The sequence below is a fragment of the Pseudorhodobacter turbinis genome, assembly GCF_005234135.1.
Taxonomy (GTDB): Bacteria; Pseudomonadota; Alphaproteobacteria; order Rhodobacterales; family Rhodobacteraceae; genus Pseudorhodobacter; species Pseudorhodobacter turbinis.
This window is the reverse complement of record NZ_CP039964.1, coordinates 404331-427153: the sequence shown is the minus strand read 5'-3', so window position 1 is coordinate 427153 and position 22823 is coordinate 404331. Positions and strand designations below refer to the sequence as shown.

Below are 22823 nucleotides of genomic sequence, written 5' to 3'. Positions count from 1 at the left end.
TGATTCTCGTGCTATATTTAATAGATATTTGTAGGAAGCGCCTAAATGACCTCATCTACAACTGCAGTCGCCTGCAACAATCCCAGAGCATTGGATGTGCAGAACTTTACACTACCGTGGAAAATAGCGGCCGTCTTTTTCGGCACCCTTTTCCTCACATTGTCGTCCTATATCGAAGTTCCGATGATCCCAGTTCCGATCACCATGCAAACCTTTGCGGTCATGCTTGTCGGTGCCCTATACGGATGGCGTTTGGGTGGAATCACAATCGTGGCTTGGTTGATGGAGGGAGCCCTTGGACTGCCGGTTCTGGCGGGGGGCGCTGCTGGAGCACAACATTTCTTAGGCGCAACCGGCGGCTATCTTTTTGCCTTCCCAGTCGCGGGCATGGCTGTCGGGTGGTTAACGGAACGTGGCTGGAACGGGCAGCGCGTTTGGCTTTCGTTTCTTGCTATGCTGATCGGTAACGCGATCTGTCTGGTTCTGGGGGCCGCATGGCTTGCAGTTCTGATCGGTGCGGAACAAGCAATTATGGCGGGTGTCGTTCCCTTTGTCATTGGTGGGATCCTCAAATCTGGTCTCGGCGCGATGACGCTTAAACTGTTGACGCGCGACACCAAAAACAACGCCGAATGACAGTACGCCTGCGTGCTCACCATCTTCTTTGTTTGCTTACTTACATTGGCAAAGGATACAGCCTCGCCTTCACAGACAACATGACTGTGATTGCGGGGCGAATTTCAGCAGGTGAGACTATCGAAATTATAGAGGGACCGGATGATATCTGTGCCCCGCGTCTGGCGGAAACTAGTGCGCATTGTTGCGACGAAAGTGTTTACAATCGAGACCTTCATGCGGCGAAGGATGTGGGCAAGATATTGCAAGTGCCGGTGCATACCGGCGCAAAACTTTCTTTGGACAAAGGGTCTTTGAGGCTACTTCGGTCGGCGTTCTCACGAAATCAGGTTCGATCCGCCTGTAACGATTGCCAGTGGGGAGAACTTTGCACTCATATTTCTTTAAACGGCTATGAAAATACAATCGTTTAATCCTACTTGCGATTGCAGTGCTTGAGTGGTGGCCAAACGTGCCTGTTCCAAAAACGCTCCTTTTTGGCACAGGCAAAAACCACGCCGATCTACGCTGCCAAAAACCCCGTTCAAAATCCATGTGGTTGTTGGAGGTTTTTGGAAACTTTCATGATGACGGACATTCGTGCAATGCGCAGCATCGGACACAATGGGCTCCTTAGTGACCGTGTCGAGTGTGAAGCTATTCGCAGTCGCAGCATCGCATTCTTTGCAGAGGGCGGCCCCACCCGGACCTCTGCCTGACCTGCCGTTGCCGCACCACGGCTTTCCTAAAGCTGCCGTTCGACCCGCGCGTTCGTTAAGATAAAAATTCGCCCGAGACACTATCCCTAAACACCAAGAAGCGCATCAAACCGCGCTTCAACTAATTTCAGAAACTGGTCCGCTATGCGCGACGGTTGGCGCGTGGCTGGTAGAAGCAGGTCATATCGAAATGGCTGAGCAGGCGACAAAGGGCGCACCAGAATCTTACCGAGATTACCAAAATGCGTTGCTGTCACAGGCTCTACAATTGAAATGCCAGCCCCAGCGGCCACCAATTCACAGATCGACGCAGACAATTGCGCCTCGGCAACGATCCGAGGACGAGCACCGCCCGCGAGTAAAAATGCATCTGTTTCGGAGCGGGTTCCAATTTCTGCGCCAAGCGCGATGAATGGGCGCTGATCGAAATCTCCCGGCAAGAGCATTGTTTTCCGCCCAAGCTCGTGAGACAGGGGTAACACGGCCAACATTGGCGCCTTGAACAACTCACGGCGCAGGACAGCGGGATGGTCGTTGTCCAAGGCAGCAAAGCCGAGATCGAACTGCTGCGAACTTAGATGACGTAGCACCGCCTGAGAGCTTCGGATGCGCAAGGATACAGTGATTCCGGGTTCGTCTGCGATGAATTCGGCGATCACATCCGGCAGTAGTTTCAGAGCCAGTGCTGGCATCCCCGCAATCAGCAAGCTGCCGGTCCGAAAGTCTCTAATGTCCTCAATGACGCGGGAAATTTCCGTCATCCCGACGAAAGCCCGCTCAACCTCTTCATAAAGCGCGCGCGCTTCAGGAGTGGGCACGACCTGCCTGCCTTGCCGCTCGAACATCTCGAAGCCAGCCGCGCGTTCTAAATCCGCAATTAGTTTGCTGACCGAGGGCTGCGTTGTTCCCAAGACGACAGCTGCGGAGGTGACCTTGCCGGTCTCCATCACAGCGCGGAAGGCTTCGATCTGACGATGTGTGAGCCGAGCGAGCATAGCGATTCATAACCTTAGAGAATGATTTACGCAAATATTACGATTATTCTTATGAAGGCAATGCTGCGATCTAAATGGTGGAGGAATCGCATGCATCAACTCACACCTGAAATAACAATCGTCGGCGGCGGCCTTGTCGGCCTTTCTGTAGCGCTCGGCCTGCTATTTTCCGGACGGCGTGTCCGGGTGTTGGATGGGGCAGACTGTGATGCACGTGCGTCGCAGGGGAACTTTGGTCTTATCTGGGGCCAAGGCAAAGGCGCTGATTTCGCGCCTTACGCTCATTGGACGATGGATGCGCTGGCGGCTTGGCCCGGCTTTGCGCAGCAGTTGCAGGAGCTATCGGGCATTGACGTGGCACTCGACCAATCCGGGGGCTACGAGTTTTTTACCGATTTGTCAGAGATGGACGCCTTCAAGGCCGAGTTGGACCAGCAAGCAGCGCATCTGGGCGGACGCGCCAGCTATGAAATGCTCTACGGGGATGACCTGCGCAGTCAGTTAAAAGGCATTGGACCCGATGTTGTCGGCGCGAGTTTCTCGCCCGGCGACGGCCATGTAAACCCGCTCCGCTTTCTTCGCGCCCTGCGCTGTTCGGTTCAGGCGATGGGCGGGCGTGTGACACTGGGAGCCACCGTTGCCGCGATCAGGCCACAACTTGGGGGTGGCTTTGCGCTTGCTTTGGCGGATGGGGAGGTCGCTTACACGGAGCAGGTCATACTCTGTGCCGGGCTGGGCGCTGCCACTCTGGCCCGCGATCTTGGGTTCATCACACAGGTCCGGCCACAGCTTGGCGAGTTGCTGATCACCGAAAAGCTGGGCGACCGCCTGCCGTTCCTGTCCAGCACCATCCGGCAGGTCGACGAGGGCGGCGTGCAGATTGGCGGCACCAAGGCGAATGCAGGACTGGATGATCGTGAGACTTTGCCCATCATGTCCAAACTCGCTCACCATGCGGTCACGGTCTTCCCTGCGCTTGCCGATGTGCGGGTTGTCCGGGCGTGGGGTGCGCTGCGGGTCATGTCGCCCGACGGCTACCCAGTCTATGCCAAATCGGGCCCGAATCCCGGCGCCTTTCTGGTGACCTGCCACAGCGGTGTCACGCTTGCCCCACTACACGCCAGCGTGCTCGCTAAGTGGATCCTGAATACATCCGCCACCCCTGATCTGGAGGCTTTCGATGAATGTCGCTTCGCGCTTTCGCACGCTGCCTGAGACCGGGGATCGTGTGCAGTTTACGCTGGATGGCGCGCTTGCCACTGCGCCCGCCGGGGGCACTGTCGCAGCGGCGTTGCTGGCCCATTCGGGTGCGTGGACGCGGCGGACTGCACAGGGCGCACCGCGCACGGCCTATTGTATGATGGGTGTGTGTTTTGACTGTCTGGTCGAGGTCGATGGCACGCCCAACACCCAAGCCTGCATGACCCTTCTGCGCGAGGGTATGTCCGTCCGTCGCCAAACGGGCCTGCGTGATTTGAACGGAGGTCACTGTGGCCGAGGTTGATCTGATTATCATCGGTGCCGGACCTGCTGGCATGTCAGCCGCAGCCGTCGCGGCGCGGGACGGTTTGCAGGTGTTGATGTTGGACGAACAGCCCCAACCCGGCGGCCAGATCTATCGCAATGTGGCTCAGAACCGGAGCAAGCGCGGCTTTCTTGGCCAAGCCTACGCCGCAGGGGCGGATTTGGTTGATGCGCTCGACCATCCCGGCATCACCCGTCACTCTGGTGCGATGGTTTGGCGGCTCGACAAAGGGCCGCAGGTGACATGGTCGCGGGGCGGCAAAAGTCGGACTACCTCGGCTGCGCATGTGCTGATCGCAACCGGTGCTCAGGAACGCCCTGTGCCTTTTCCGGGCTGGACGCTCCCCGGTGCGATGCCAGCAGGGGCTGCGCAGATTTTGATGAAAACTGCTGGGATGCTGCCCGAGGATGCCGTGCTCGCAGGGTCTGGTCCGCTGCTCTATCTGATTGCGGCACAGATGATTGACGCCGGAAGCCCCCCACAGGCGCTGATCGAGACACAGACGTATCGGCAGATGCTGGGTGCATCACCCCATTTGCCCCGCGCCCTGTTTGGCTTGCCAACCTTGCTGAAAGGGCTGAGCCTGATTGCCAAAATCCGCAAAGCGGCTGTGCCGCGCTACACCGCTGCGTCGGGCTTCCACGCCACCACGACCGAGAGCGGCAATATCCTCTTTTCCTTCCGGGCTAATGGGCGGGATCAAAGCCTTACCTGTGGTCTGCTGCTGACCCACCAAGGGGTTATCCCCGGCACCCATATCACAAGGGCTGCGGGGATCGCGCATCATTGGAATGCCGCGCAGGGTGTCTTTCAGCCCCAACATGATCTTTGGGGTGCGACCGACCAGACGGGTCTGCATGTGGCCGGGGACGGTGCCGGGATCGGCGGGGCGGAGGCGGCTGCGGCGGCCGGTGAATTGGCCGCGTTAAATATCCTGTGCCAATCAGGCCGCCTAAGCAGCGACACCCGCAACCAGCGTGCCGCCCGCGCCCGCGCCGCGTTGTTTCGTGCCCGCGCCATTCGGCCCTTCCTTGATGCCGCATACCCTCCGCCGACCGATATACTTGCGCCATCAGACAACACCATCGTCTGCCGCTGTGAGGAAGTCTCTGCCGGGGCCATCCGACAGGCCATACGCGAAGGTGCCCAAGGCCACCGCCAGATCAAAACATCCCTGCGCTGTGGCATGGGCCCCTGTCAGGGGCGCATGTGCGACGCCACGCTGCGCAGCCTGCTCAGCGCCGACGCCCCGCCCGACCACCCTATCGACCCGCCCCGCGCCCGCTCGCCGATCAAGCCGATTGCCTTGGGCGAGCTGGCCGCACTCTCACACCCTCAGGAGGAACCCGCATGAGCGCCCCCGCAGCCTTGAAAGTTAAAGATCTGCACAAGAGCTTCGGCTCGCATGACGTCATCAAAGGCGTGTCGCTTGAGGCGCAAAAAGGCGAGGTAATCGCCATTCTTGGAGCCTCCGGCTCTGGCAAGAGCACCTTTTTACGCTGCATCAACCTGCTGGAGACGCCGAATTCCGGCGAGGTCTGGCTGGCAGGCGAGCAAATGCGGATGAAGCAGAACCGCCGCGGCGAGATCGTGCCGCAAGACCTGCGACAGGTCGAAGGGATGCGCGCCCGTCTGGCGATGGTTTTTCAGGGGTTTAACCTCTGGTCACATATGACCGTGATGGAAAACGTCATGGAAGGCCCGCTCTACGTTCAGGGAACCCCCAAGGCGCAAGCCCGCGAAAAGGCCGAAGCACTGCTCGTGAAGGTCGGCTTGTCGGACCGGGCGGACTACTACCCCGCGCATCTGTCGGGCGGTCAGCAGCAGCGCGTAGCAATAGCCCGGGCGCTGGCGATGGACCCTGACGTGATGCTGTTTGACGAGCCAACGTCGGCGCTGGACCCTGAATTGGTGGGCGAAGTGTTGGGCGTTATGCGTGATCTGGCAGAAGAGGGCCGCACCATGCTCGTCGTGACACACGAGATGGCCTTTGCCCGCGATGTATCCACCCGAACCGTATTTCTGCACCAGGGCGAGGTCTGTGAAGAAGGCCCGCCCGCAGAGCTGTTTTCCAACCCGCAAACCCCAGAGTTTCAAGCGTTTCTATCGCGCATGAACTGACCAACCACAAAGAGGATCAACCTATGTTTCGTAAAGCCATCCTAAGCAGCGTTGCTGCCATTGCACTGAGCGCCGTCGCCATGCCGCTGGCGGCCCAAGACACGCTGCGCATCGGCGTCGAAGGCGCCTACCCTCCGTTCTCCTCCAAGGAATCCGACGGCACGCTTGTCGGCTTTGACATCGACATCGCCAAGGCGCTTTGCGCCCAGATGCAGCGCGAATGCGAGCTGGTCGAGCAGGCATGGGACGGCATGATCCCGGCGCTGAAGGCCCGCAAGTTCGATGCCATCGTCGCTTCCATGTCGATCACCGAAGAGCGCAAGCGCCAGATCGATTTCTCCGACAAATATTACAAGACCCCGGCCCGTCTGGTGGCTCCTAAGGACGCCGACTTCGAAGGCACGCCCGAAAGTCTGGCAGGTAAGCGCATCGGTGTGCAGCGCGGCGCGACACATCAGTGCTACGCGGAAAAGATGTTCCCCGATGCCGAGATCGTTCTTTACGGCTCGCAGGACGAGGTGTTCCGCGATCTGGCCCTTGGCCGCGTGGACGCGCAGCTTTCTGACAGCCTGATCGCTCAGGAAAGCTTCCTGAGCGCAGAGGCAGGTGCTGACTATGCCTTTCTTGGCGGCGATCATACAGACGTCGAATGCTACGGCGAAGGCGTGGGCATTGCCGTGCGCAAGGGTGAGGACGAATTGCGCGAAGATCTGAGCAAAGCGATTGCCGCGATCCGCGAGAATGGCACCTATGCCGAGATCAACGACACATACTTCCCCTTCGACATCTACGGCCGTCCCGAGGGCGAGTGAGTTTCCGCCTTACACCATTCATCAGGGCGGTCCTGCGGTGCCCTGATGATCCTTTAAGGAACACGCGATGAACCTGCTTTTGGAATACCAATCACAATTGATCGACGGCACGATCATGACGATCAATCTGGCGCTCACATCGCTGGTCATAGCTTTGATCTTTGGCCTGCTCGGTGCTTGGGCGAAACTTTCCGCCAACCGTCTGGCCCAGCGGCTGGCGGGAGCCTACACTACCATCGTGCGCGGGGTGCCGGATCTGGTTTTGATCCTGCTGGTGTTCTTTGGCGGTCAGGTGACGCTCAACAATATCGGCGCGATTACGGGCCTCTGGGGCTATGTCGAGGTCAGCCAGTTCGCCGCAGGCGCAGGCACGATCGGTGTAATCTTTGGTGCCTATTTCACCGAAACATTTCGCGGTGCGATCATGGCGATCCCGCGCGGGCAAATTGAGGCTGGCATCAGCTGTGGAATGCGCAAATCGCTGATCTTTCGTCATATCATCTGGCCGCAGATGGTCCGCTTTGCCTTGCCGGGCTTTACAAACAACTGGCTGGTGCAACTTAAGACTACGGCGCTGGTCTCGGTCATCGGGCTTCAAGACTTGGTCTATAACGCTTTCACCGCCGGTCGTTCGACGGGACAGCTCTTTACCTTCATGGCGGCAGCATTTGTCATCTACCTTCTGCTGACTGGCGTGTCCGACCTGCTGTTGCGCTCGGTGGAGCGTCATTACAACCGTGGCGTAGTGAGGGCGTGATGATGGAAAACCTGCTGACCTATATCCCGCTCGACATCGCCCTGATCGCTGAGAATTTTGACCGTTTCCTCTATGGCGTCTGGGTGACGCTTAACCTGACCTTCCTGTCGCTGCTGTTGGGCGGCTTGCTGTCAATCCCCATGGCCATTGCCCGCGCGTCGAAACACCGGGTCTTTAACCCCTTGGTGCAGGGCTACACCTATGTCTTTCGCGGCACGCCGCTTTTGGTGCAAACCTATCTGATCTATTACGGTGTCGGCCAGTTTGAGGTGATCCGCGAAAGCTTCCTGTGGGACCCGATCCTGTCCTCGGCTTGGTGGTGCGCGCTCATTGCCTTCACGCTCAACACTGCCGCCTATACGACCGAGCTGCTGCGGGGTGCCATTGCGGATACGCCAACCGGCGAGGTCGAGGCGGCCATCGCCACCGGCCATTCCTACCGCAGCCGCCTGCGCCGGATCATTTTGCCCTCGGCCTTCCGCCGCGCGATCCCGGCCTATTCCAACGAAGTCATCTTCATGCTGCATGGCTCGGTCATTGCCAGCACGATCACTTTACAAGACATCCTCGGCGTTGGGCGCTGGCTGAACGGGCGCTATTACCTCGCTTATGAAGGGTTCATCACCGCAGCCCTGCTCTATTTCCTCATTGTGCTGTGCATCACATGGGCCTTCTGGGGGTTCGAGCGCCGCTACCTGCGCCATCTCACCCGCCGCGACACCGCTGCCCAGCCCGCGACTTCTCCCCTTCCAACCCCTGAAAGAGTATGATCATGATCGAACGCATCCACACCAATCAACGTATGAGCAAAATCGTCAAACACGGGGGCATTGTCTACCTCTGTGGCCAAGTTGGCAGCGGAACCACAGTGGTCGAACAGACCGAGGACTGCCTTGGTCGCGTCGACAGATTGTTGCACGAAGCGGGTTCGTCGCGCGAGCATATGTTGCAGGCGACGATTTGGCTCGCAGATATGGCGGATTTCGATGCGATGAATGGGGTCTGGGACGCATGGGTTCCCCAAGGCGCAGCCCCAGCACGCGCCTGCGGAGAAGCCAAACTGGCGGATGCCGACCTGCGTGTCGAAATTATCGTGACCGCCGCCGTAGCTGGTTGACGACTGGTTAAGAGCTCATCCTTTTGTCGATGACTTCCTTATAATCAACTCATGCTGAATGGCTGCTTAATCCCCGACAAAAAGGCCAAATCGCCACAGCAGCGAACGTCCTCTCGCCGCCCTTCCTTCAAGAGGTATTCCCAACTGCCACGGAAACCGTGCGTCAGCAGCAAAGTCCCGCTCAGCCGCCCTCTGGCCAACCAAAATGCTGCACGATGTGTCCAACGGCTGCTTCAGGGAAGCTGCAATGCAGCGTTTGGATCACCGGTCGACGGCGGCTGATCATGATCCCCGGATAAAGTTTGCGAAACGCCGCGATTTTTGCAGGCAGCCAATACCCCGCAATCGTTTGGCTCGCGATCAGCCGGATATGGCCTTGGATCAAATCACGTGTCTCAAGCAACATCGCCTCGGCTTGGGCTAGCCGCGCAAGAACCGCGCGGGCCTCGGGAAGAAAAGCGCGCCCTTCTTCTGTGAGCGCAATCCCCCTTCCGATCCGGTCGAACAAGATGACCTGATGGCGTGACTCTAAGGCTGAAATCGCCGCCGAGGCGGTAGATTGAGTCATGTTAAGTGTTTGAGCCGCCCGCGTCATATGTTCCATCTCGGCAACGGCGACGAACACACGGAGTTGTTCAGGAGTCATCTGAGCCTCATTGATCGGAAAATACGATTATTATCACAAAAACAATTCGTTTGAACAATTGATTGCAAAAGATGATTTCAGGCTTTTAAGATATTCAAAGGATGCCGCTATGAAGCACGCGTATACTCTCCCCGGATCAGTTCGAGGCATGAGCAACAGAGCATGCAAAATCTTTCCAGGCCTCGCCCTGTGTGCGGGAGTTGGGGGCGTTGCGGTACTGGTAGCTGAAGCCGAAACCGCGTTCTTTGGTGCGCCGTGGTTGGAACCACTGGTATTGGCAATCCTGATCGGCGCGGTCCTACGTACGCTGTGGCGACCGCATGAGTATTTTCATGCGGGGATCGGGTTTTCGGCCAAAACGCTACTTGAAATAGCGATTGTTCTGCTAGGCGCTGCGGTCAGCGCACAGACACTGTTGTCCGTAGGGCCTGGGATGCTTGCGGGCATTGTGGCAGTTGTGGCGCTGGTGGTTCCGGGATCATATTACCTTGGACGACTGATGCGGCTTCCTGCGCGAATGGCATTGCTAATTGCCTGCGGGAACGGGATTTGCGGCAATTCTGCCATTGCAGCTGTCGCACCGGTCATCGATGCAGATAGCGATGATGTGAGCGCATCCATTGCGTTTACGGCGGTTCTGGGCGTATTCGTAGTGCTCAGTCTTCCGATGATAGGGCATCTTGCTGGGCTGCAGGCGCTGCAATACGGAGTACTTTCGGGGTTAACCGTCTACGCTGTTCCGCAAGTTCTTGCTGCAGCGGCCCCGATGGGAACCGCCGCGATTCAGATCGGGACACTGGTCAAACTGGTCCGCGTTCTGATGCTTGGGCCGATCACCGTAGTATTGTCAATGTTGGCTTCGCGCTTGCCTGATGAGGGTCAATCCAATGTGGCCCCACGCGCAATGAAGAAAGGCTTCATGCCGCCTCTCTTCATCTTCGGCTTTCTCGGAATGATCGGCTTGCGCTCCGTTGGGGCTATTCCACAAGAGATACTGTCTCCAATCAATATAGGCGCAAATGTGATGACGGTTATAGCCATGGCGGCTCTGGGTCTCAGCGTGGATGCCCGGGCAGTGATGAATGCCGGACCGCGAGTAATCGCCACGGTTGTGCTGTCTCTGGTGCTACTGATCGCACTTGGACTGGGGCTAATAACACTTCTCGCAACTTAATCCGCCATAGGTCAGCGGAGGGCACCCATGCACCCGTCACGGATATGCATGTCCTCAATCATCCGCTGGCGCAGCGGGGTGGTCTTTTCCTCGTTCATGGGAACCTCCTGTCTAACGGTGGGAAAGACCCAAATCGTCAGCCCAGAAAAGCCAATCACAAAGTGAAAATGTTAAACTGAAAGCCTAACGCCCGCCAAGGGCGCCATTGCCGCGGAGCGGCTTAGTCCTTCCGCCCGTTGTGTCGATCGACGCGAGCGGCCCTCAGCGTTACTTTCCGCGTCAAAGACTACCGTCTTACAGGCGCGGGCCGCCACACCACCATGACCTTGGCCACAAGTGAGTTCATCCGCCACTATGGCTTCTTCGGAAACGGTGACCGCGCAGCCAACATCTCGAGGATCAGGCGCTTGTTCGGGGCCAAAGCACCGCACCAAGAACACGGGGATGACGACAGTTCCGGAGATATGACAGGTGAGAGAAACGGCGATTGCCCCCATGTGTTGTCCACTCCCTGAGACGTTCTTTGATGCCAACTGATATCAATGCGATGCCCAAGGAGTTTGCATCGAAGCCGAGCTTCATTCGGCTTGCAACCTGCCGAAAAGATAGGTGGCACTATCCGGCTCAAAGCCGACAATTTGCAAGCCTTGCGCGAACAGTTCCTGCATCTCACGCCGGTTGTTTAATCTTGCGATGCGGGCCTCGTGTTCGGAGTGGCGCACCAGACGGTGAAAGTCCGGCACCATGGATAGGCGGTGCTCAACCTGAAACGGGGGGCGGCCGTTTACGTGCCATTCTGCCATAAGGCGGTCACTCTCGACGCCCCCCTGATAGCTGCCTTCGGACCCATAGTAGTTCACCAAATAGCGTGAGCCAATGGCGCCAAGCCGATTGACATTCAAATTGGCGTTGCGCGTCATCAACGGATCATAGGTCCAGCGGATTACCCGGATGCCACGCGTCCGGCACTGGTCTCGTTGATACTCCTTGAGGGCCTGCCCCAGACCTTGACCGCGATAATCTGACAAGACGGCGAGTCGATGGCTATGCTGCACTGCCGGATCGGACGTCGGAAAACCAAAGATATAACCTGCCAGCCTGTCACCCTCGAATGCACCCGCAACAATGCCACCCTCGGATTGCACCACCATCATCAAATCGGGTGGATCGGCCAGATCATCAGCGCCCCAGACGGCATGTTGTAGCGCATGGGCAGCACGGAATTCGGGCAGTCCTTTCAAATCGCGATAGGTGATCATGGGTGAAACACCTCAACCGAAGAGCTGATAGAATCTAGGAATCCCCAATCCATTGTGACGCCGATGCCGGCACCATTGCAGGGGACAGGCATCAATCCGTCTGCAGTTTCCAATTTTTCGGTGATAATGTCGCGCTCGAAATAGCGCGACGACGATGATGTGTCGCCGGGCCGGGAGAATTGCTCAAGCGTGCAAAGATGGATGTTGTGGGCACGTCCGATACCGGCTTCAAGCATGCCACCGCACCAGACAGGCACGTTATGTGACAGGCACAGATCATGCACCTGCCGCGCAACCGTATGCCCGCCCAGTCGACCCACCTTGATATTGATGACCCGTCCAGCATCACTGACCAAGGCCTTCCGGCAATCACTCAATGTGCGAATGCATTCATCCAGACAAATAGGTGTGTCGAGCGCAGCTTGCAGCTTTACATGGTCGTGCAGGTCATTCCAGGCCAGCGGTTGTTCAATGTAATCTAGATCGAAGTGGTCCATCTTGCGCAAGGTCATCAAATCGGCAAGCGAGTAGCAGCAATTGGCATCCACCGTCAGATGGATGTTGGGGAACTCTGCCCGCACGGCTTCCAACAGCTTCAGGTCATGCCCCGGCATCACTTTCAGTTTGATGCGCCGATAGCCCTGTTGCACATGGTGGCGTACGTCCTTCAATGTCTGCGGGATAGGTTTGATGCCCAGCGAAACGCCAACTTCGACCTCGGAACGAGTGCCGCCCAGCACATGCCACAGTGGCAACCCCTGCACTTTCGCCCAGAGATCCCAAAAGGCCATCTCGACCGCAGCTTTGGCCATCTGATGGTCGCGCCACGGGCGGAAAAGCTGTTCGATCTGTTGCGGATTGGCAAAGCTTTTGCCTACAACCTGCGGCAAGAAAACATCGCGCATCATCATCATCGAAGACACGATGGTTTCCGGCAAATAGTCAGGCAACACATCTGCGACACCTTCAGCATATCCCTCATGTCCACCTCCGCGCAGCACTACGATCGGCATTACCTTTTTGACCATGGTGCCGGTCGCAATGGTGAAGGGGTGCAGCAATGGCAGCTCGATCAACCGCAGTTCTGCGGAGTCAATGACCAGCGCATCACGGAGTGGAGAATGCAACATCGGTATTCCTTTTTGGCAGACCGGTCTTGCCGGGCTTTGGCGAATCCACTCCGCGTTGGCTTTGCCTTGCGGCCCAAGTCACTGAATCGTGAATATATATTATAGACATTATTGACTTGATGTTAGTTCGCTGTCAACAATTGAACTTGTCAGAAATGTATCGCCCGCCAAAACTAGTGGCAGGCAGGATCGGGGGGAGGCATATGGGACTTGGCAAAGGGCTCGGCTTGCAAAAACGGCTGGATGACATTCTTTGCTCGGGGACCCCAGTGGAGCGGGCGATCGCCTCGTACCTGGTCGAACATGTCCTTGATTTGCCGTTTGAGACCGCTGCCTCGCTTGCTCAGAAGATCCGAGTGTCCGAAATTTCTATCGGGCGGTTTGCACGCGCCTTGGGATATCGCAACCTCAAGGAAATCAAAGAGGCGGTGAAGGTCGCCGCCGACATTCAGGCGATTTCCTCCGTTGGCGATAGTCCTTGGTTGCTTGGCCCCGAGCTGGCGGAGCGCTTTGCCAAAGATAATGCCGGCTTGGCGTTGGAGCGCGAAATCCACGCCGTGATGCGCAATCACGATCTTGCCACGACCGAAGAGTTTGCCCGTTGCGCCAAGCGCCTTGCCCATTTCAAGAATATCAAGGTAGCGGGTTTTCAGACCGAGCGCGGCTTGGCGCAATATCTTGCACATAATTTGTCTTATCTGCGGCCGGGTGTCTCGATGCTGGAGATGGACAGCGGCCATTTTGCGGATGTCTTTCTGGATGATCCGCAAAACACGGCTTTGGTGGTGTTCGAGACCCGGCGCTATTCGCAACTGGCTGTAACATTAGTGAAAAAAGCGCAAGCTGAGGGTATCCCCGTCACTGTGCTGACTGATACTTATTGCGGCTGGGCGCGGGCAATCGGCAACGAGGTGCTGCAAGTCAATACGGATTTCAACCATTTTTGGGATGCCACAGGGCAGATCGCGGGGCTGGTTAACCTGCTGGTGAACAGGGTCTTTCAAGAACTCGGGCCGGGAGTCGAAGATCGGCTGAACGGCATTGCCAGAAACTACGGAACGCTGGTCGGCCACCAAAGATGACTGGCGCATAAACACAACAGGAAGGTTAAAGAACATGAAAACACTTAAAACTCTTTTGCTGGGCACCGCGCTGAGCGCGACGCTTACTTTTCCGGTGATGGCGCAAGATGTGGTTGCCGTCCTGTCGCAAAACGAAGTCGGCGCCACCTCATATAACCCGATTTCGGCGACGCTTTTGTCCGTCGGGGCATGGTTGCTTTATGACCGTTTGGTCTCGAAGGATGAGAAGCTGCAATATGTGCCGAGCCTTGCCGAAAGTTGGGAAGAGGACGCCGATGGTATGGCGTGGACCTTTAACCTCAAGCAGGGTGTTACCTTCCACAATGGAACAGCCTTCAATGCTCAGGTTATCGTTGACTGGCTGCCGCTTTATCAAGGCACTGAGAATGCCTATCTTTTTGACGCCATTGACCATGCCGAAGCCATTTCGGACAATACGGTCAGATTCTTGATGAAACGACCCGAACCGAACCTGCTTTACAACTTTTCGACGGTTTATGCTTCGATCCCTGATCCGGCAACGTTCACAGCACTGGGCGAAGATTTCGGCGTGACCGAAGTGGTCGGCACCGGCCCGTTCAAGCTGGAAAGCTTTGAAATCGGCAACGAAACCGTGCTGGTGCGCAATGATGACTACGCTTGGGGCCCCGGCGCATCCACTGGTCACGCCGCTAAAATCGAGCGTCTGACGTTGCGCGAAATCGCCGAAGCCTCGACTGCTTTCCTTGAACTCAAAACCGGCGGCGTTGATCTGTTAATGAATGTGCCAACAGATTTCGTGGAAGAGGTCGAAGGGGCGGGCAATCTGAAAATGCTCGAACTACCGGGCACGGACCTGATCTACATGCCAATCAATGTCACCAAAGCTCCCTTTGATAACATCAAGGTGCGCGAAGGCGTGGCCTTTGCCATCAACCAGAAAGAGATTATTGACTCTGTATTCGGGGGACGTGGCAAAGCGGCTGACGGGTTCCTGATCTCGTCGTTGCCGGAATCTAAGATCGCGGAGGAATTCCGCATCGCATATGATCCGGTACGTGCTGCCAAGGCACTGGAAGACGCTGGCTGGCTCATGGGCGGCGATGGCGTTCGTGAAAAGGGCGGTGAGAGACTGAAGGTTGCGCTGTGGACCCAGTCCGACAGCCTCTTCCGTCGCCTGTCCGTGGTGGTGCAAGCCCAACTTAAGGCTGTTGGTGTCGAGGCCACGATTCTGTCCTTCGACAGCGCTGCGATCCGTGATCAATACAAGACCGGCGAGCAACAACTGGCTGTGCGGACCTATCTTTGGGACAATGCTGATATTCTCGAATGGTTTTTTGGCGGCGACCGTCTTTACTATCCCAACATCTCGATGTTGAATGATCCCAAGGCTGAGGAGCTGAAGACGGCCGCCATGACCGGTGCCAAGAACCAAGTCGAGCGTGAGGCGAACTTCATTTCCTATCATCAGTATATCAATTCGCTTTATCCCTATGCGCCGATCTACGAACCGGTGCAGCTGATGGGCTATAATGCTGACCGTATCGCCGTGCCAGATTCGTTTCATGCGTCGCGGTTTAACACGCTGGGCTTCCTTGAACTTGAAGTAAAAGAGTAAAAAACCGATGCTGGGATTTGCCATCAGACGCATCCTTATGCTTGCTCCCGTGTTTCTCGCGGCATCAATGATCATCTTCTTGATGATCCATATGCTGCCCGGGGACCCGATCGACAATTTGCTTAGAATTGGGGCAAGCCCGGCACAGCGGGCAGAGCTGACCGCTAAATACGGTTTGGACCGCCCGCTCTACGAACAATATGCCTTTTGGATGGGCAATATCCTGCAAGGTGACTTCGGGACGGCCATCGTTCAGCGCCGTCCCGTTGCAAGCTTAATAGGACAGGCCTTGCCATATTCGCTGGCCCTTGGCGGACTGGCGCTCCTCATGTCGACGTTGTTGGGTGTGACCATGGGCGTCATTGCGGCCTCGACCAAGGGAAGCTGGCTCGATCAAGGCATCATGGGTGGGGTGTTGCTCGGGTCCATGCTGCCAAATTTTTGGATCGGCCTTTTACTGATCCTTGTGTTTTCAGTCGGTCTTGGCTGGACACCGGTTTCAGGAGCGCGCGGATGGGAAAGTCTGATCTTGCCTGTGGTGACTATCGGCCTCGGAGGCACCGCATTGGTGGCGCGGGTCACGAGAATAGCGATGATTGACGTGCAGGGCAAAGATTTCGTTATGCTGCTGCATGCCAAAGGAGTGCATCCGCTTGTGATCCAATTGCGCCATGTGTTGCGCCACGCGCTGATCCCTGTCGTCACCATTCTGGCACTGCGCATCGGGTGGATTTTAGGAGGCGCCGTGACGGTTGAAGTGGTCTTTGCCCGCCCCGGTCTCGGGTCGCTGCTGATCAAATCCCTTAACCAACATGATTATCCCGTGGTACAGGCCGCACTTCTCATTCTTGCCATGGCGGTCCTGCTCGGCACACTGCTGGGAGATCTTATACAAGCGGCGATGGACCCGCGTATCCGGGATAGCTTGAAATGATCGCATCGACCTCATTCTCTCGTGGCCTTTGGTCGCAACTTCGCAACACAGCCCCATTGCAGGCGCTGACCACCCTCAAAGGTGGATTGGCCGGAGGCTTTCTAATACTGGTCGTGCTGGGAGCGCTGTTTGCCCCTTGGCTCACACCATATAGCTATGACATTCAGAACCTGCCCGATGCATTCAGCGCGCCAACGTTGGCACATCCGATGGGTACTGACGAATTCGGTCGGGACGTGCTGACCCGCATCCTTTACGGCGCGCGCACCTCCCTTTCGGTTTCCTCGGTCGCCATTGCGATCTCGTTGTTTTGCGGCATGGTGCTGGGGGCAAGTGCTGGCTATTTCGGCGGCAAGTTCGACCGCTCGGTGATGGTCCTTGTTGACCTAACCTGGGCCTTTCCTGAAATTCTGGTTGCGCTGATGCTGGTCGCAATTATCGGCCCCGGCACCACTGGAACGCTGGTTGCGATCTGTGTGGCCTATCTGGCACAATTCACCCGCCTGAGCCGCGCACAGGTTATGGCGCTCAAGACAGAAACCTATATCGAGGCGGCACGCGGCATGGGGTCTAGCCATGCGGGGATCCTATTCCGCCACCTGTTGCCCAATTGTCTTGGCCCCGTTTTGGTGGCCGGAATGCTGGCCACAGGAGATGCGATCATTCTGGAAGCAACGCTTGGTTTCTTTGGCCTTGGAGCGCAGCCACCGACACCCTCTTGGGGCGGGATGATGTCCTCGGGATCGGGACTTTTGTTCAAGGGCCCCTGGATTATCCTTTTCCCGGGCCTTTGCATTGCGGTGACTGTGGTGGCAATTAATCTTTTTGGGGATGCCCTGCTGCACAAACTGGATATCCACGAACGTGTGAGGACTGCCTGATGCTGCTAGATGTAAAAGACCTCTCGCTGCGTATCGGTGCGGTTAATCTGCTGGATCGGATCAGCTTTGCCGTCGATCGGGGGCAGGTTCTGGGCCTTGTGGGCGAATCAGGCTCTGGCAAATCGTTGACAGCGATGGCGCTGACCGGGTTGGTGCGCCGCATCGGCGGTGTTGTTACGGGTGGCGGAATCACCTTCGACGGACAAGAGCTAATAGGCCTCAAGGAAGGCGCCTATCGCAAGCTGCGAGGCAAACGCATCGCCTTTATCACCCAGAATCCGATGTCGGCGTTGGACGCGCTGAAAACCATCGGAGATCAGGTGGATCAGGTCTCGCGACTGCATCTGGGACTGGGGCGAAAGGCGGCCCGTGCCCATACGGTTGATATCCTGACCCGCCTGCGTATTCCCGATGCCGCGACCGTTGCTCTTGCCTATCCGCATCAGCTATCGGGCGGAATGAAGCAACGCATGGTGATCGCCATGGCGCTTGCCGCTGACGCCGACTTGATCGTGGCCGATGAACCGACGACTGCCCTGGATGTTACCGTGCAGGCGCAAATTGTGATGATTTTGGCCGATCTGGTCAAGAAAAGGAACATCGGTTTGATCCTGATTACCCATGACATGGGCGTGGTCGCCCAGATATGTGATCAGGTTTGCGTACTCTATGCCGGACGGGTCGCAGAAACCGGGCCGGTCGGACAAATCATGGAAGCGCCGCGCCACCCTTATTCAGCGGCGTTGATCGGCTGTATCCCACGCGATGATATGGTCCCCGGCGCCCTGATGGGTATTGCGGGCAGTGTCCCCTCAGCGGTCAATTATGGCGAACAGTGCTGTCGCTTTGCCAGCCGTTGCGCGCGCGCCGACCACGCTTGCACCGCCCTTCGGCCAGAGATGACCCCACATGGTCAGGCTCTAGTCGCCTGTCATTATCCGCTCGGATCTGATCTGACCGGCCCCCGCAGTTCGTCCCTGCCGCAGGAGGGTGCGCATGCCCAATCCCGATGATCCGATTTTGTCCATCGAAGGGTTGACCTGCCGCTTCACCACGGGTGGTGGGTTTTTGCACGCCACCCGGACCATGACGGCGGTGCGGGCCGTTGATTTGGAGGTGGTGCGGGGGGATATCGTCGGCATCGTTGGCGAAAGCGGCTGCGGTAAATCCACTTTTGCCCGTCTTGCCATGTGCCTGATTGAGCCGAGCGAAGGCAAGATCCTGTTTGAAGGGCGTGACGTTACCAATGCGCGTGGCCGCAGCCTGCGTAATTTGCGCAAGAAACTGCAAATGGTGTTTCAAGATCCCTATTCGTCGCTGGATCCGCGCTACACGGTGCGGGACTGCCTCGAAGAGCCGTTCCGCGCTGTTGGCGAAAAAGTTCCCGCGGGTAGGATTGAAAACTTGCTGGACCTAGTCGGCTTGGATCGCAGCTTCGCCAATAATTATCCGCATCAAATGTCAGGCGGCCAGCGTCAGCGTGTCGGCATTGCGCGCGCTTTGGCGCATCAGCCTAATTTCATCGTGCTGGACGAACCAACCGCCTCGCTAGATGTGTCAATTCAGGCGCAAATTATAGCACTGTTGCAGGATCTTCATAAGCGGGCCGGACTTACCTACTTGTTCATCAGTCATGACCTAGGGTTGGTGCGCTATTTTTGTTCGCGCATCATGGTGATGTATCTGGGATCTGTAGTTGAGGTAATGGATAACCCGAAAGCTGCCCCGTGCCATCCCTATACGGCGGCACTGATGGCTTCGTCCTTTGCGCCAGACCCCAAGGCCCGCGCCCAAATCGTGCCTTTGGAGGGCGAGATCCCGTCGCCGTTCAACCTGCCGCCCGGTTGCCCGTTTGCCCCGCGCTGCCCGCGCGCCGTGCCGCGTTGTCAGCAGGAACTGCCGCAGCTTACAACCGCCACCGGCAATGGCCGTGTTGCGTGTTTCAACCCTATTGAACCTTGAGCCAGAGCGAGACCATTTTATGACCTTTCACATTCTGACTGCTGAGCTGATCCAAGAATGCAGTACCTTCAATAAGGGCCGTACCGGCCTAGAAGAATACCGCGTCGAGATCCTCGAAACCGGCGATGCGGCGATTGCGAAGCGTCGCTTGGGACGCTCGGAACTGAAGGGGTTTCTGGACATAGCCGACGCTGAGGGGTGGCGTGTGACACATGCGCTGTCGGCAACCGCGACTCCTGGCCCGATTGTCACTCGTGAGGCTTTCGAAGAATTGGCCCGTATTATCACCGATGCCGCCGAGGCCCATAAGCATGACATCAATGGCATCTTGCTAGCCATGCATGGCGCGATGGGGGCCGAGGGGTTCGAAGATCCGGAAGGCGAGCTTCTGACACGCCTGCGCAAGATCGTCGGTCCCGATCTGCCGATTGCAATTACATTGGATCTGCACTCCAACACCACGCCGGAAATGGCTGCAGCTGCCAATGTGGCGGTGTCTTACAAGACTTATCCGCATGTCGATCATGTCGAAACCGCTGCCCATGCCGCCAGTTTGTTGAAAGAGATGATGGCTGGCCGCGTCAAAGGGCGCACGCTACGCCTGAAACTGCCAATGTTGGATGAGGCCAATGGCGGCCGGTCGGATGTAGCGCCCACCATGGCATATTACTCTAGGGCTATCGCCTTTGAAACAGAGCCAGGCATTTTAGCCGTATCGGTCAATTCGGGTTTTGCCGATGCAGATATTCTGGAGGCAGGACCGTCTGTCCTTGTAAGCTATAACTGCCATGTGGCGGGCGCTGCAACCCGCGCCGCCGAAATCGCACAAAAACTTGGTCAGTCCATGTGGAATGACCGCGAATCCTGTGTGAACAACTTCTTATCGGTGCCGCAAACTGTCGCGTTCATCCGCGATTTCAAACCAGCCGGCCCCGGCCCTTTGGTGATTTCCGATTTTTCCGATAACCCAGGTGCGGGCGCCTATGGTGATGCGACGAATTTGTTGGCCGGAATGTTGGATATGGGGCTGAGCAATGCCGCCTTCGGCCCGATGATCGACGCCGATGCGGCCGCGGCGCTGAATGGTGCTGCGGTTGGTGAAACCGTGACGCTGGCGGTCGGCGGCAAGAATGATCCGCGTTATGGGGGTGGTCCGCTGATGCTGACCGGCGAGATCCGCCACCTGTCACAGGACGGGATTTTAGTAGGAGATGGGCCAGTGATCGGCGGTATCACCTTCCGTTTCGGACAGACCGCCGTGTTTCGGGTGAACGGCATCGACATTCTGATCGTGACAGAACGCGGGCAGGCCTATGATCTGCAACAGTTTAAGGCGTTTGGCATTACACCGGAAACACTTTCGGTCTTGGGTTTGAAATCGCAACAACATTTCCGCGCTGCTTTTGAGCCGATTTCGGCAGAAGTCATCGTCTGTGATTGCGGCGCATTGGCCTCACCCGATTACGTCAGCCGCGACTACGCCAAGGTGCGTCGTCCGATCTGGCCTTTGGATGAGATCGAGGGCATGCCTGAGTTATGCATGGGATAGGGGTCTGACTGTTAATTGTCACTGAGAACTGACCCGCCCAGTCATTATGTTTGCAGCGTTATGATGTGGTCAATTCTGTTGTCGGCTTTGTCAGGTTGTTATGTCGCGCCGTGACCAAGATCCGCGTCCCGAGCAGGCGGCAATTTCGGCCGCATAGTTGTTCTACAGGCTGAACGCGTCAGCCCGAAATTGGCGGTAGGATGCTGCGGAAAAGCGGTGGCGCTTTGGACGAAAGATGGTGGCAGTCTGATCGTGGACGGATAGAAAACACTGCGCCTGGTGTGGGGATTTGAAGCGACCCATGATCTTTTCTCTTCGTCGTGTGTGTCGATTCGACGCCTCAGATCGGTTGTTCAACCCCTTGTGGGAACGATGATCGACGCTTGGGCAAAGGTCACGGACGGCCACGCCATAACTGCGCAGTTTGTCTGTCACGAGGACGCGTGGCACAGTGATTGGGTGTAGCGGCTCAGGTAGGCCAGCACGGCCCCAGGACCACCAAAGGGCGGTTTGGCATAAACCACCCATTCGGATTTGCGGAACGGGGCGACCCCAGTCACAATCTCGCGTTCAGGCTGGTGACCGTGGCGCACGAGCCGAGCACGACCATCATCCGTCTTGTCGGAGGCATAGGCCTCCACCCGTCAGCAACGCTGCTGGGTTCACAAGTCCGCCAATGTGCTGAACTACCTGCCCAAGCGGACCCAGCCCAAGGCCCGAAAGATGCTACATGACATTTGGCAGGCGGAAACCCGTGAGGATGCGCATGCATCATTCGATTTATTCATTGAAGCTTTCGACGCAAAATACCCAAAGGCCACCGAATGCCTGATGCGGGATCGTGACGAGCTGTTGGCTTTTTATGACTTCCCCGCCCAACATTGGCAGAGCATCTCCTGGAAGGGATCGACTGGAGAAATCCACGCTGGACACAAAGGCCTAAAACGGCTGGATAATTTGCAGAGAAACACCTGTTTTTATTGGACTTTCGTCGTGTTTATGGTAGACATCTGCCATGTCAAATGCCGCATTGCAAATCGCCGAATTGAGCGCCGCGCTTGCCGCGCAGACCGCCCGTGCGCAAGCTGCGGAAGCCGAATTGGCCCAGGCCCGCGCCCTGGCATCCTGCACGGAGGCAATGATCCAGGAGTTAAAGCTGGAAGTCGCCAAGCTGCGCCGCGACAAATACGGCATCTCTTCCGAGCGGCGTGCGCGACTAATCGATCAGCTGGAATTGCAGCTTGAGGAATTGGAAGCCGCCGCCCCAGAGGATGCGCTGGTGGCTGACGCTGCTACAGACAAGACCAGCATCGTGCGCGCCTTCACGCGGCGCAAGTCTGTTCGCAAACCCTTTCCCGACCATCCATCGCCCGGCAGCGGTTTGCCTGCAAACCGTGGGAGGCTGCCTCGCGAACGTGTGGTGATTGAAGCTCCAACCAACTGCACCTGCTGTGGTTCGGACCGCATCGTGAAGATGGGCGAGGATGTCACCGAGACGCTGGAAGTGATCCCGCGTCAGTGGAAGGTGATCCAAACGGTCCGTGAGAAGTTCACCTGCCGGGCCTCCGAGAAGATCAGCCAGCCACCCGCCCCGTTCCATGCGATCCCGCGTGGATGGGCAGGACCGCAACTGATCGCCATGATCGCCTTTGATAAATACGGACAGCACCAGCCGCTGAACAGACAATCCGAGCGGATTGCACGAGAAGGTATCGACCTCAGCCTGTCCACTCTGGCTGATCTGATTGGTCATGCCTGTGTCGCGCTGGCGCTGATCGAACGTCATGTGCTGGACGGCGGCCGCCCGTCTGCCGGATATCCCGATCTCGCGCGTGCATGAATTGCTGCCTTGGCATTGGAAGGCCGCCACTGAATTGAAAAGGATTGCCGCATGACACTGGTCGCACGTCTCAAGGTGACATTACCTAAACATGCAGGATACCTAAAG

At 57.2% G+C, this 22823-nt stretch carries 22 protein-coding genes and 5 pseudogenes; 21 read left to right on the top strand and 6 right to left on the bottom strand.

From position 1 onward, the window contains the following. The first annotated feature begins 45 nt into the window (after positions 1-45). Together EOK75_RS01960 and EOK75_RS01955 are read left to right on the top strand one after the other, a co-directional pair. Positions 46-636 (top strand): biotin transporter BioY, encoded by a 591-nt coding sequence (locus tag EOK75_RS01960; protein WP_137192347.1) that lies wholly within the window; start codon positions 46-48, stop codon positions 634-636. Further along, positions 633-1049: a DUF1284 domain-containing protein gene (locus EOK75_RS01955; protein ID WP_137192346.1), complete on the top strand. Its 417-nt coding sequence runs from the start codon at positions 633-635 to the stop codon at positions 1047-1049. Before EOK75_RS01960 ends, EOK75_RS01955 begins: the two co-directional genes overlap by 4 nt. A gap of 371 nt (positions 1050-1420) precedes the next feature. Here EOK75_RS01955 and EOK75_RS01950 read toward each other — a convergent pair whose 3' ends face one another. Then, a complete protein-coding gene (locus EOK75_RS01950; RefSeq protein ID WP_137192345.1) occupies positions 1421-2329 on the bottom strand; it encodes a LysR substrate-binding domain-containing protein in 909 nt (302 codons plus the stop codon). Positions 2330-2419: 90 nt separating this feature from the next. On the opposite strand from EOK75_RS01950, the gene EOK75_RS01945 reads away from it, so the two are divergent. The 8 genes from EOK75_RS01945 (at position 2420) to EOK75_RS01910 (ending at position 8661) form a co-directional block, all read left to right on the top strand. After that, entirely contained in the window at positions 2420-3544 is a 1125-nt protein-coding gene (locus EOK75_RS01945) for an NAD(P)/FAD-dependent oxidoreductase (RefSeq protein ID WP_137192344.1), read from the top strand. Then, positions 3510-3833 carry a (2Fe-2S)-binding protein gene (locus EOK75_RS01940; RefSeq protein ID WP_137192343.1) on the top strand — a complete coding sequence of 108 codons (324 nt, stop codon included), beginning with the start codon at positions 3510-3512 and terminating at the stop codon, positions 3831-3833. The genes EOK75_RS01945 and EOK75_RS01940 overlap by 35 nt, the downstream gene beginning before the upstream one ends. Beyond that, entirely contained in the window at positions 3820-5208 is a 1389-nt protein-coding gene (locus EOK75_RS01935; protein WP_137192342.1) for an NAD(P)/FAD-dependent oxidoreductase, read from the top strand. The genes EOK75_RS01940 and EOK75_RS01935 overlap by 14 nt, the downstream gene beginning before the upstream one ends. Further along, complete coding sequence (locus EOK75_RS01930) at positions 5205-5975, top strand: ABC transporter ATP-binding protein (protein WP_137192341.1); 771 nt, start codon at positions 5205-5207, stop codon at positions 5973-5975. Before EOK75_RS01935 ends, EOK75_RS01930 begins: the two co-directional genes overlap by 4 nt. Before the next feature lie 23 nt (positions 5976-5998). Next, positions 5999-6787, top strand: a complete 789-nt coding sequence (locus EOK75_RS01925; protein WP_137192340.1) for an ABC transporter substrate-binding protein — start codon at positions 5999-6001, stop codon at positions 6785-6787. A 67-nt stretch (positions 6788-6854) separates the two neighbouring features. Beyond that, positions 6855-7544, top strand: coding sequence for an ABC transporter permease (locus EOK75_RS01920; protein WP_205965467.1), 690 nt, complete (start codon positions 6855-6857; stop codon positions 7542-7544). Next, positions 7544-8314 carry an ABC transporter permease gene (locus EOK75_RS01915; RefSeq protein WP_205965466.1) on the top strand — a complete coding sequence of 257 codons (771 nt, stop codon included), beginning with the start codon at positions 7544-7546 and terminating at the stop codon, positions 8312-8314. Before EOK75_RS01920 ends, EOK75_RS01915 begins: the two co-directional genes overlap by 1 nt. Positions 8315-8316: 2 nt before the next feature. Next, positions 8317-8661, top strand: coding sequence for a RidA family protein (locus EOK75_RS01910; protein ID WP_137192339.1), 345 nt, complete (start codon positions 8317-8319; stop codon positions 8659-8661). Between the two features lie 181 nt (positions 8662-8842). Here EOK75_RS01910 and EOK75_RS01905 read toward each other — a convergent pair whose 3' ends face one another. Beyond that, positions 8843-9307 carry a LysR family transcriptional regulator gene (locus EOK75_RS01905; protein ID WP_137192338.1) on the bottom strand — a complete coding sequence of 155 codons (465 nt, stop codon included), beginning with the start codon at positions 9305-9307 and terminating at the stop codon, positions 8843-8845. 10 nt (positions 9308-9317) lie between these two features. On the opposite strand from EOK75_RS01905, the gene EOK75_RS01900 reads away from it, so the two are divergent. Further along, positions 9318-10481, top strand: a complete 1164-nt coding sequence (locus EOK75_RS01900) for a YeiH family protein (protein WP_205965465.1) — start codon at positions 9318-9320, stop codon at positions 10479-10481. Between the two features lie 266 nt (positions 10482-10747). Further along, positions 10748-10891: pseudogene (locus tag EOK75_RS21755) on the top strand (IS91 family transposase); the annotation flags it as partial. Positions 10892-11059: 168 nt separating this feature from the next. Here EOK75_RS21755 and EOK75_RS01885 read toward each other — a convergent pair. Both EOK75_RS01885 and menC read right to left on the bottom strand, forming a co-directional pair. After that, complete coding sequence (locus EOK75_RS01885) at positions 11060-11740, bottom strand: GNAT family N-acetyltransferase (protein ID WP_137192337.1); 681 nt, start codon at positions 11738-11740, stop codon at positions 11060-11062. After that, positions 11737-12870, bottom strand: coding sequence for an o-succinylbenzoate synthase (gene menC / locus EOK75_RS01880; protein WP_137192336.1), 1134 nt, complete (start codon positions 12868-12870; stop codon positions 11737-11739). The genes EOK75_RS01885 and menC overlap by 4 nt, the downstream gene beginning before the upstream one ends. Positions 12871-13073: 203 nt before the next feature. Between menC and EOK75_RS01875 the strand changes: the two genes are divergently transcribed. From EOK75_RS01875 to EOK75_RS01845, 7 genes are read left to right on the top strand one after another with little or no spacing between them, the layout of a single operon-like run. Next, the gene (locus EOK75_RS01875) at positions 13074-13952 is read left to right on the top strand and encodes a MurR/RpiR family transcriptional regulator (protein WP_137192335.1); all 879 of its coding nucleotides are present in this window, start codon (positions 13074-13076) and stop codon (positions 13950-13952) included. Between the two features lie 34 nt (positions 13953-13986). Beyond that, a complete protein-coding gene (locus EOK75_RS01870; RefSeq protein WP_137192334.1) occupies positions 13987-15549 on the top strand; it encodes an ABC transporter substrate-binding protein in 1563 nt (520 codons plus the stop codon). Positions 15550-15556: 7 nt separating this feature from the next. After that, positions 15557-16483: an ABC transporter permease gene (locus EOK75_RS01865; RefSeq protein ID WP_137192333.1), complete on the top strand. Its 927-nt coding sequence runs from the start codon at positions 15557-15559 to the stop codon at positions 16481-16483. Continuing rightward, on the top strand, positions 16480-17364 hold the full coding sequence (locus EOK75_RS01860; protein WP_137192332.1) for an ABC transporter permease: 885 nt from the start codon (positions 16480-16482) through the stop codon (positions 17362-17364). The genes EOK75_RS01865 and EOK75_RS01860 overlap by 4 nt, the downstream gene beginning before the upstream one ends. Beyond that, on the top strand, positions 17364-18377 hold the full coding sequence (locus EOK75_RS01855) for an ABC transporter ATP-binding protein (RefSeq protein ID WP_137192331.1): 1014 nt from the start codon (positions 17364-17366) through the stop codon (positions 18375-18377). The genes EOK75_RS01860 and EOK75_RS01855 overlap by 1 nt, the downstream gene beginning before the upstream one ends. Continuing rightward, positions 18361-19326 carry an ABC transporter ATP-binding protein gene (locus EOK75_RS01850; RefSeq protein WP_137192330.1) on the top strand — a complete coding sequence of 322 codons (966 nt, stop codon included), beginning with the start codon at positions 18361-18363 and terminating at the stop codon, positions 19324-19326. The genes EOK75_RS01855 and EOK75_RS01850 overlap by 17 nt, the downstream gene beginning before the upstream one ends. Before the next feature lie 19 nt (positions 19327-19345). Beyond that, positions 19346-20875: a M81 family metallopeptidase gene (locus EOK75_RS01845; protein ID WP_137192329.1), complete on the top strand. Its 1530-nt coding sequence runs from the start codon at positions 19346-19348 to the stop codon at positions 20873-20875. 162 nt (positions 20876-21037) lie between these two features. Here the strand turns inward: EOK75_RS01845 and EOK75_RS01840 are convergent. Together EOK75_RS01840 and EOK75_RS01835 are read right to left on the bottom strand one after the other, a co-directional pair. After that, positions 21038-21325: pseudogene (locus EOK75_RS01840) on the bottom strand (DDE-type integrase/transposase/recombinase); the annotation flags it as partial. An 8-nt stretch (positions 21326-21333) separates the two neighbouring features. Continuing rightward, a pseudogene (locus tag EOK75_RS01835) lies at positions 21334-21426 on the bottom strand (transposase); the annotation flags it as partial. An 85-nt stretch (positions 21427-21511) separates the two neighbouring features. On the opposite strand from EOK75_RS01835, the pseudogene EOK75_RS21185 reads away from it, so the two are divergent. Beyond that, positions 21512-21769, top strand: a pseudogene (locus tag EOK75_RS21185) (transposase); the annotation flags it as partial. Positions 21770-21890: 121 nt separating this feature from the next. Continuing rightward, positions 21891-22679, top strand: a pseudogene (locus tag EOK75_RS01825) (IS66 family transposase); the annotation flags it as partial. Positions 22680-22823: the final 144 nt, after the last annotated feature.

Coding starts and splice junctions, on each gene's coding strand:
- EOK75_RS01910 (WP_137192339.1), top strand. CDS start 8,317: ATGATCGAACGCATCCACACCAATCAACGTATGAGCAAAATCGTCAAA.
- EOK75_RS01960 (WP_137192347.1), top strand. CDS start 46: ATGACCTCATCTACAACTGCAGTCGCCTGCAACAATCCCAGAGCATTG.
- EOK75_RS01950 (WP_137192345.1), bottom strand. CDS start 2,329: ATGCTCGCTCGGCTCACACATCGTCAGATCGAAGCCTTCCGCGCTGTG.
- EOK75_RS01930 (WP_137192341.1), top strand. CDS start 5,205: ATGAGCGCCCCCGCAGCCTTGAAAGTTAAAGATCTGCACAAGAGCTTC.
- EOK75_RS01945 (WP_137192344.1), top strand. CDS start 2,420: ATGCATCAACTCACACCTGAAATAACAATCGTCGGCGGCGGCCTTGTC.
- EOK75_RS01920 (WP_205965467.1), top strand. CDS start 6,855: ATGAACCTGCTTTTGGAATACCAATCACAATTGATCGACGGCACGATC.
- EOK75_RS01875 (WP_137192335.1), top strand. CDS start 13,074: ATGGGACTTGGCAAAGGGCTCGGCTTGCAAAAACGGCTGGATGACATT.
- EOK75_RS01925 (WP_137192340.1), top strand. CDS start 5,999: ATGTTTCGTAAAGCCATCCTAAGCAGCGTTGCTGCCATTGCACTGAGC.
- EOK75_RS01865 (WP_137192333.1), top strand. CDS start 15,557: ATGCTGGGATTTGCCATCAGACGCATCCTTATGCTTGCTCCCGTGTTT.
- EOK75_RS01870 (WP_137192334.1), top strand. CDS start 13,987: ATGAAAACACTTAAAACTCTTTTGCTGGGCACCGCGCTGAGCGCGACG.
- EOK75_RS01860 (WP_137192332.1), top strand. CDS start 16,480: ATGATCGCATCGACCTCATTCTCTCGTGGCCTTTGGTCGCAACTTCGC.
- EOK75_RS01915 (WP_205965466.1), top strand. CDS start 7,544: ATGATGGAAAACCTGCTGACCTATATCCCGCTCGACATCGCCCTGATC.
- EOK75_RS01855 (WP_137192331.1), top strand. CDS start 17,364: ATGCTGCTAGATGTAAAAGACCTCTCGCTGCGTATCGGTGCGGTTAAT.
- EOK75_RS01940 (WP_137192343.1), top strand. CDS start 3,510: ATGAATGTCGCTTCGCGCTTTCGCACGCTGCCTGAGACCGGGGATCGT.
- EOK75_RS01885 (WP_137192337.1), bottom strand. CDS start 11,740: ATGATCACCTATCGCGATTTGAAAGGACTGCCCGAATTCCGTGCTGCC.
- EOK75_RS01955 (WP_137192346.1), top strand. CDS start 633: ATGACAGTACGCCTGCGTGCTCACCATCTTCTTTGTTTGCTTACTTAC.
- menC (WP_137192336.1), bottom strand. CDS start 12,870: ATGTTGCATTCTCCACTCCGTGATGCGCTGGTCATTGACTCCGCAGAA.
- EOK75_RS01845 (WP_137192329.1), top strand. CDS start 19,346: ATGACCTTTCACATTCTGACTGCTGAGCTGATCCAAGAATGCAGTACC.
- EOK75_RS01850 (WP_137192330.1), top strand. CDS start 18,361: ATGCCCAATCCCGATGATCCGATTTTGTCCATCGAAGGGTTGACCTGC.
- EOK75_RS01905 (WP_137192338.1), bottom strand. CDS start 9,307: ATGACTCCTGAACAACTCCGTGTGTTCGTCGCCGTTGCCGAGATGGAA.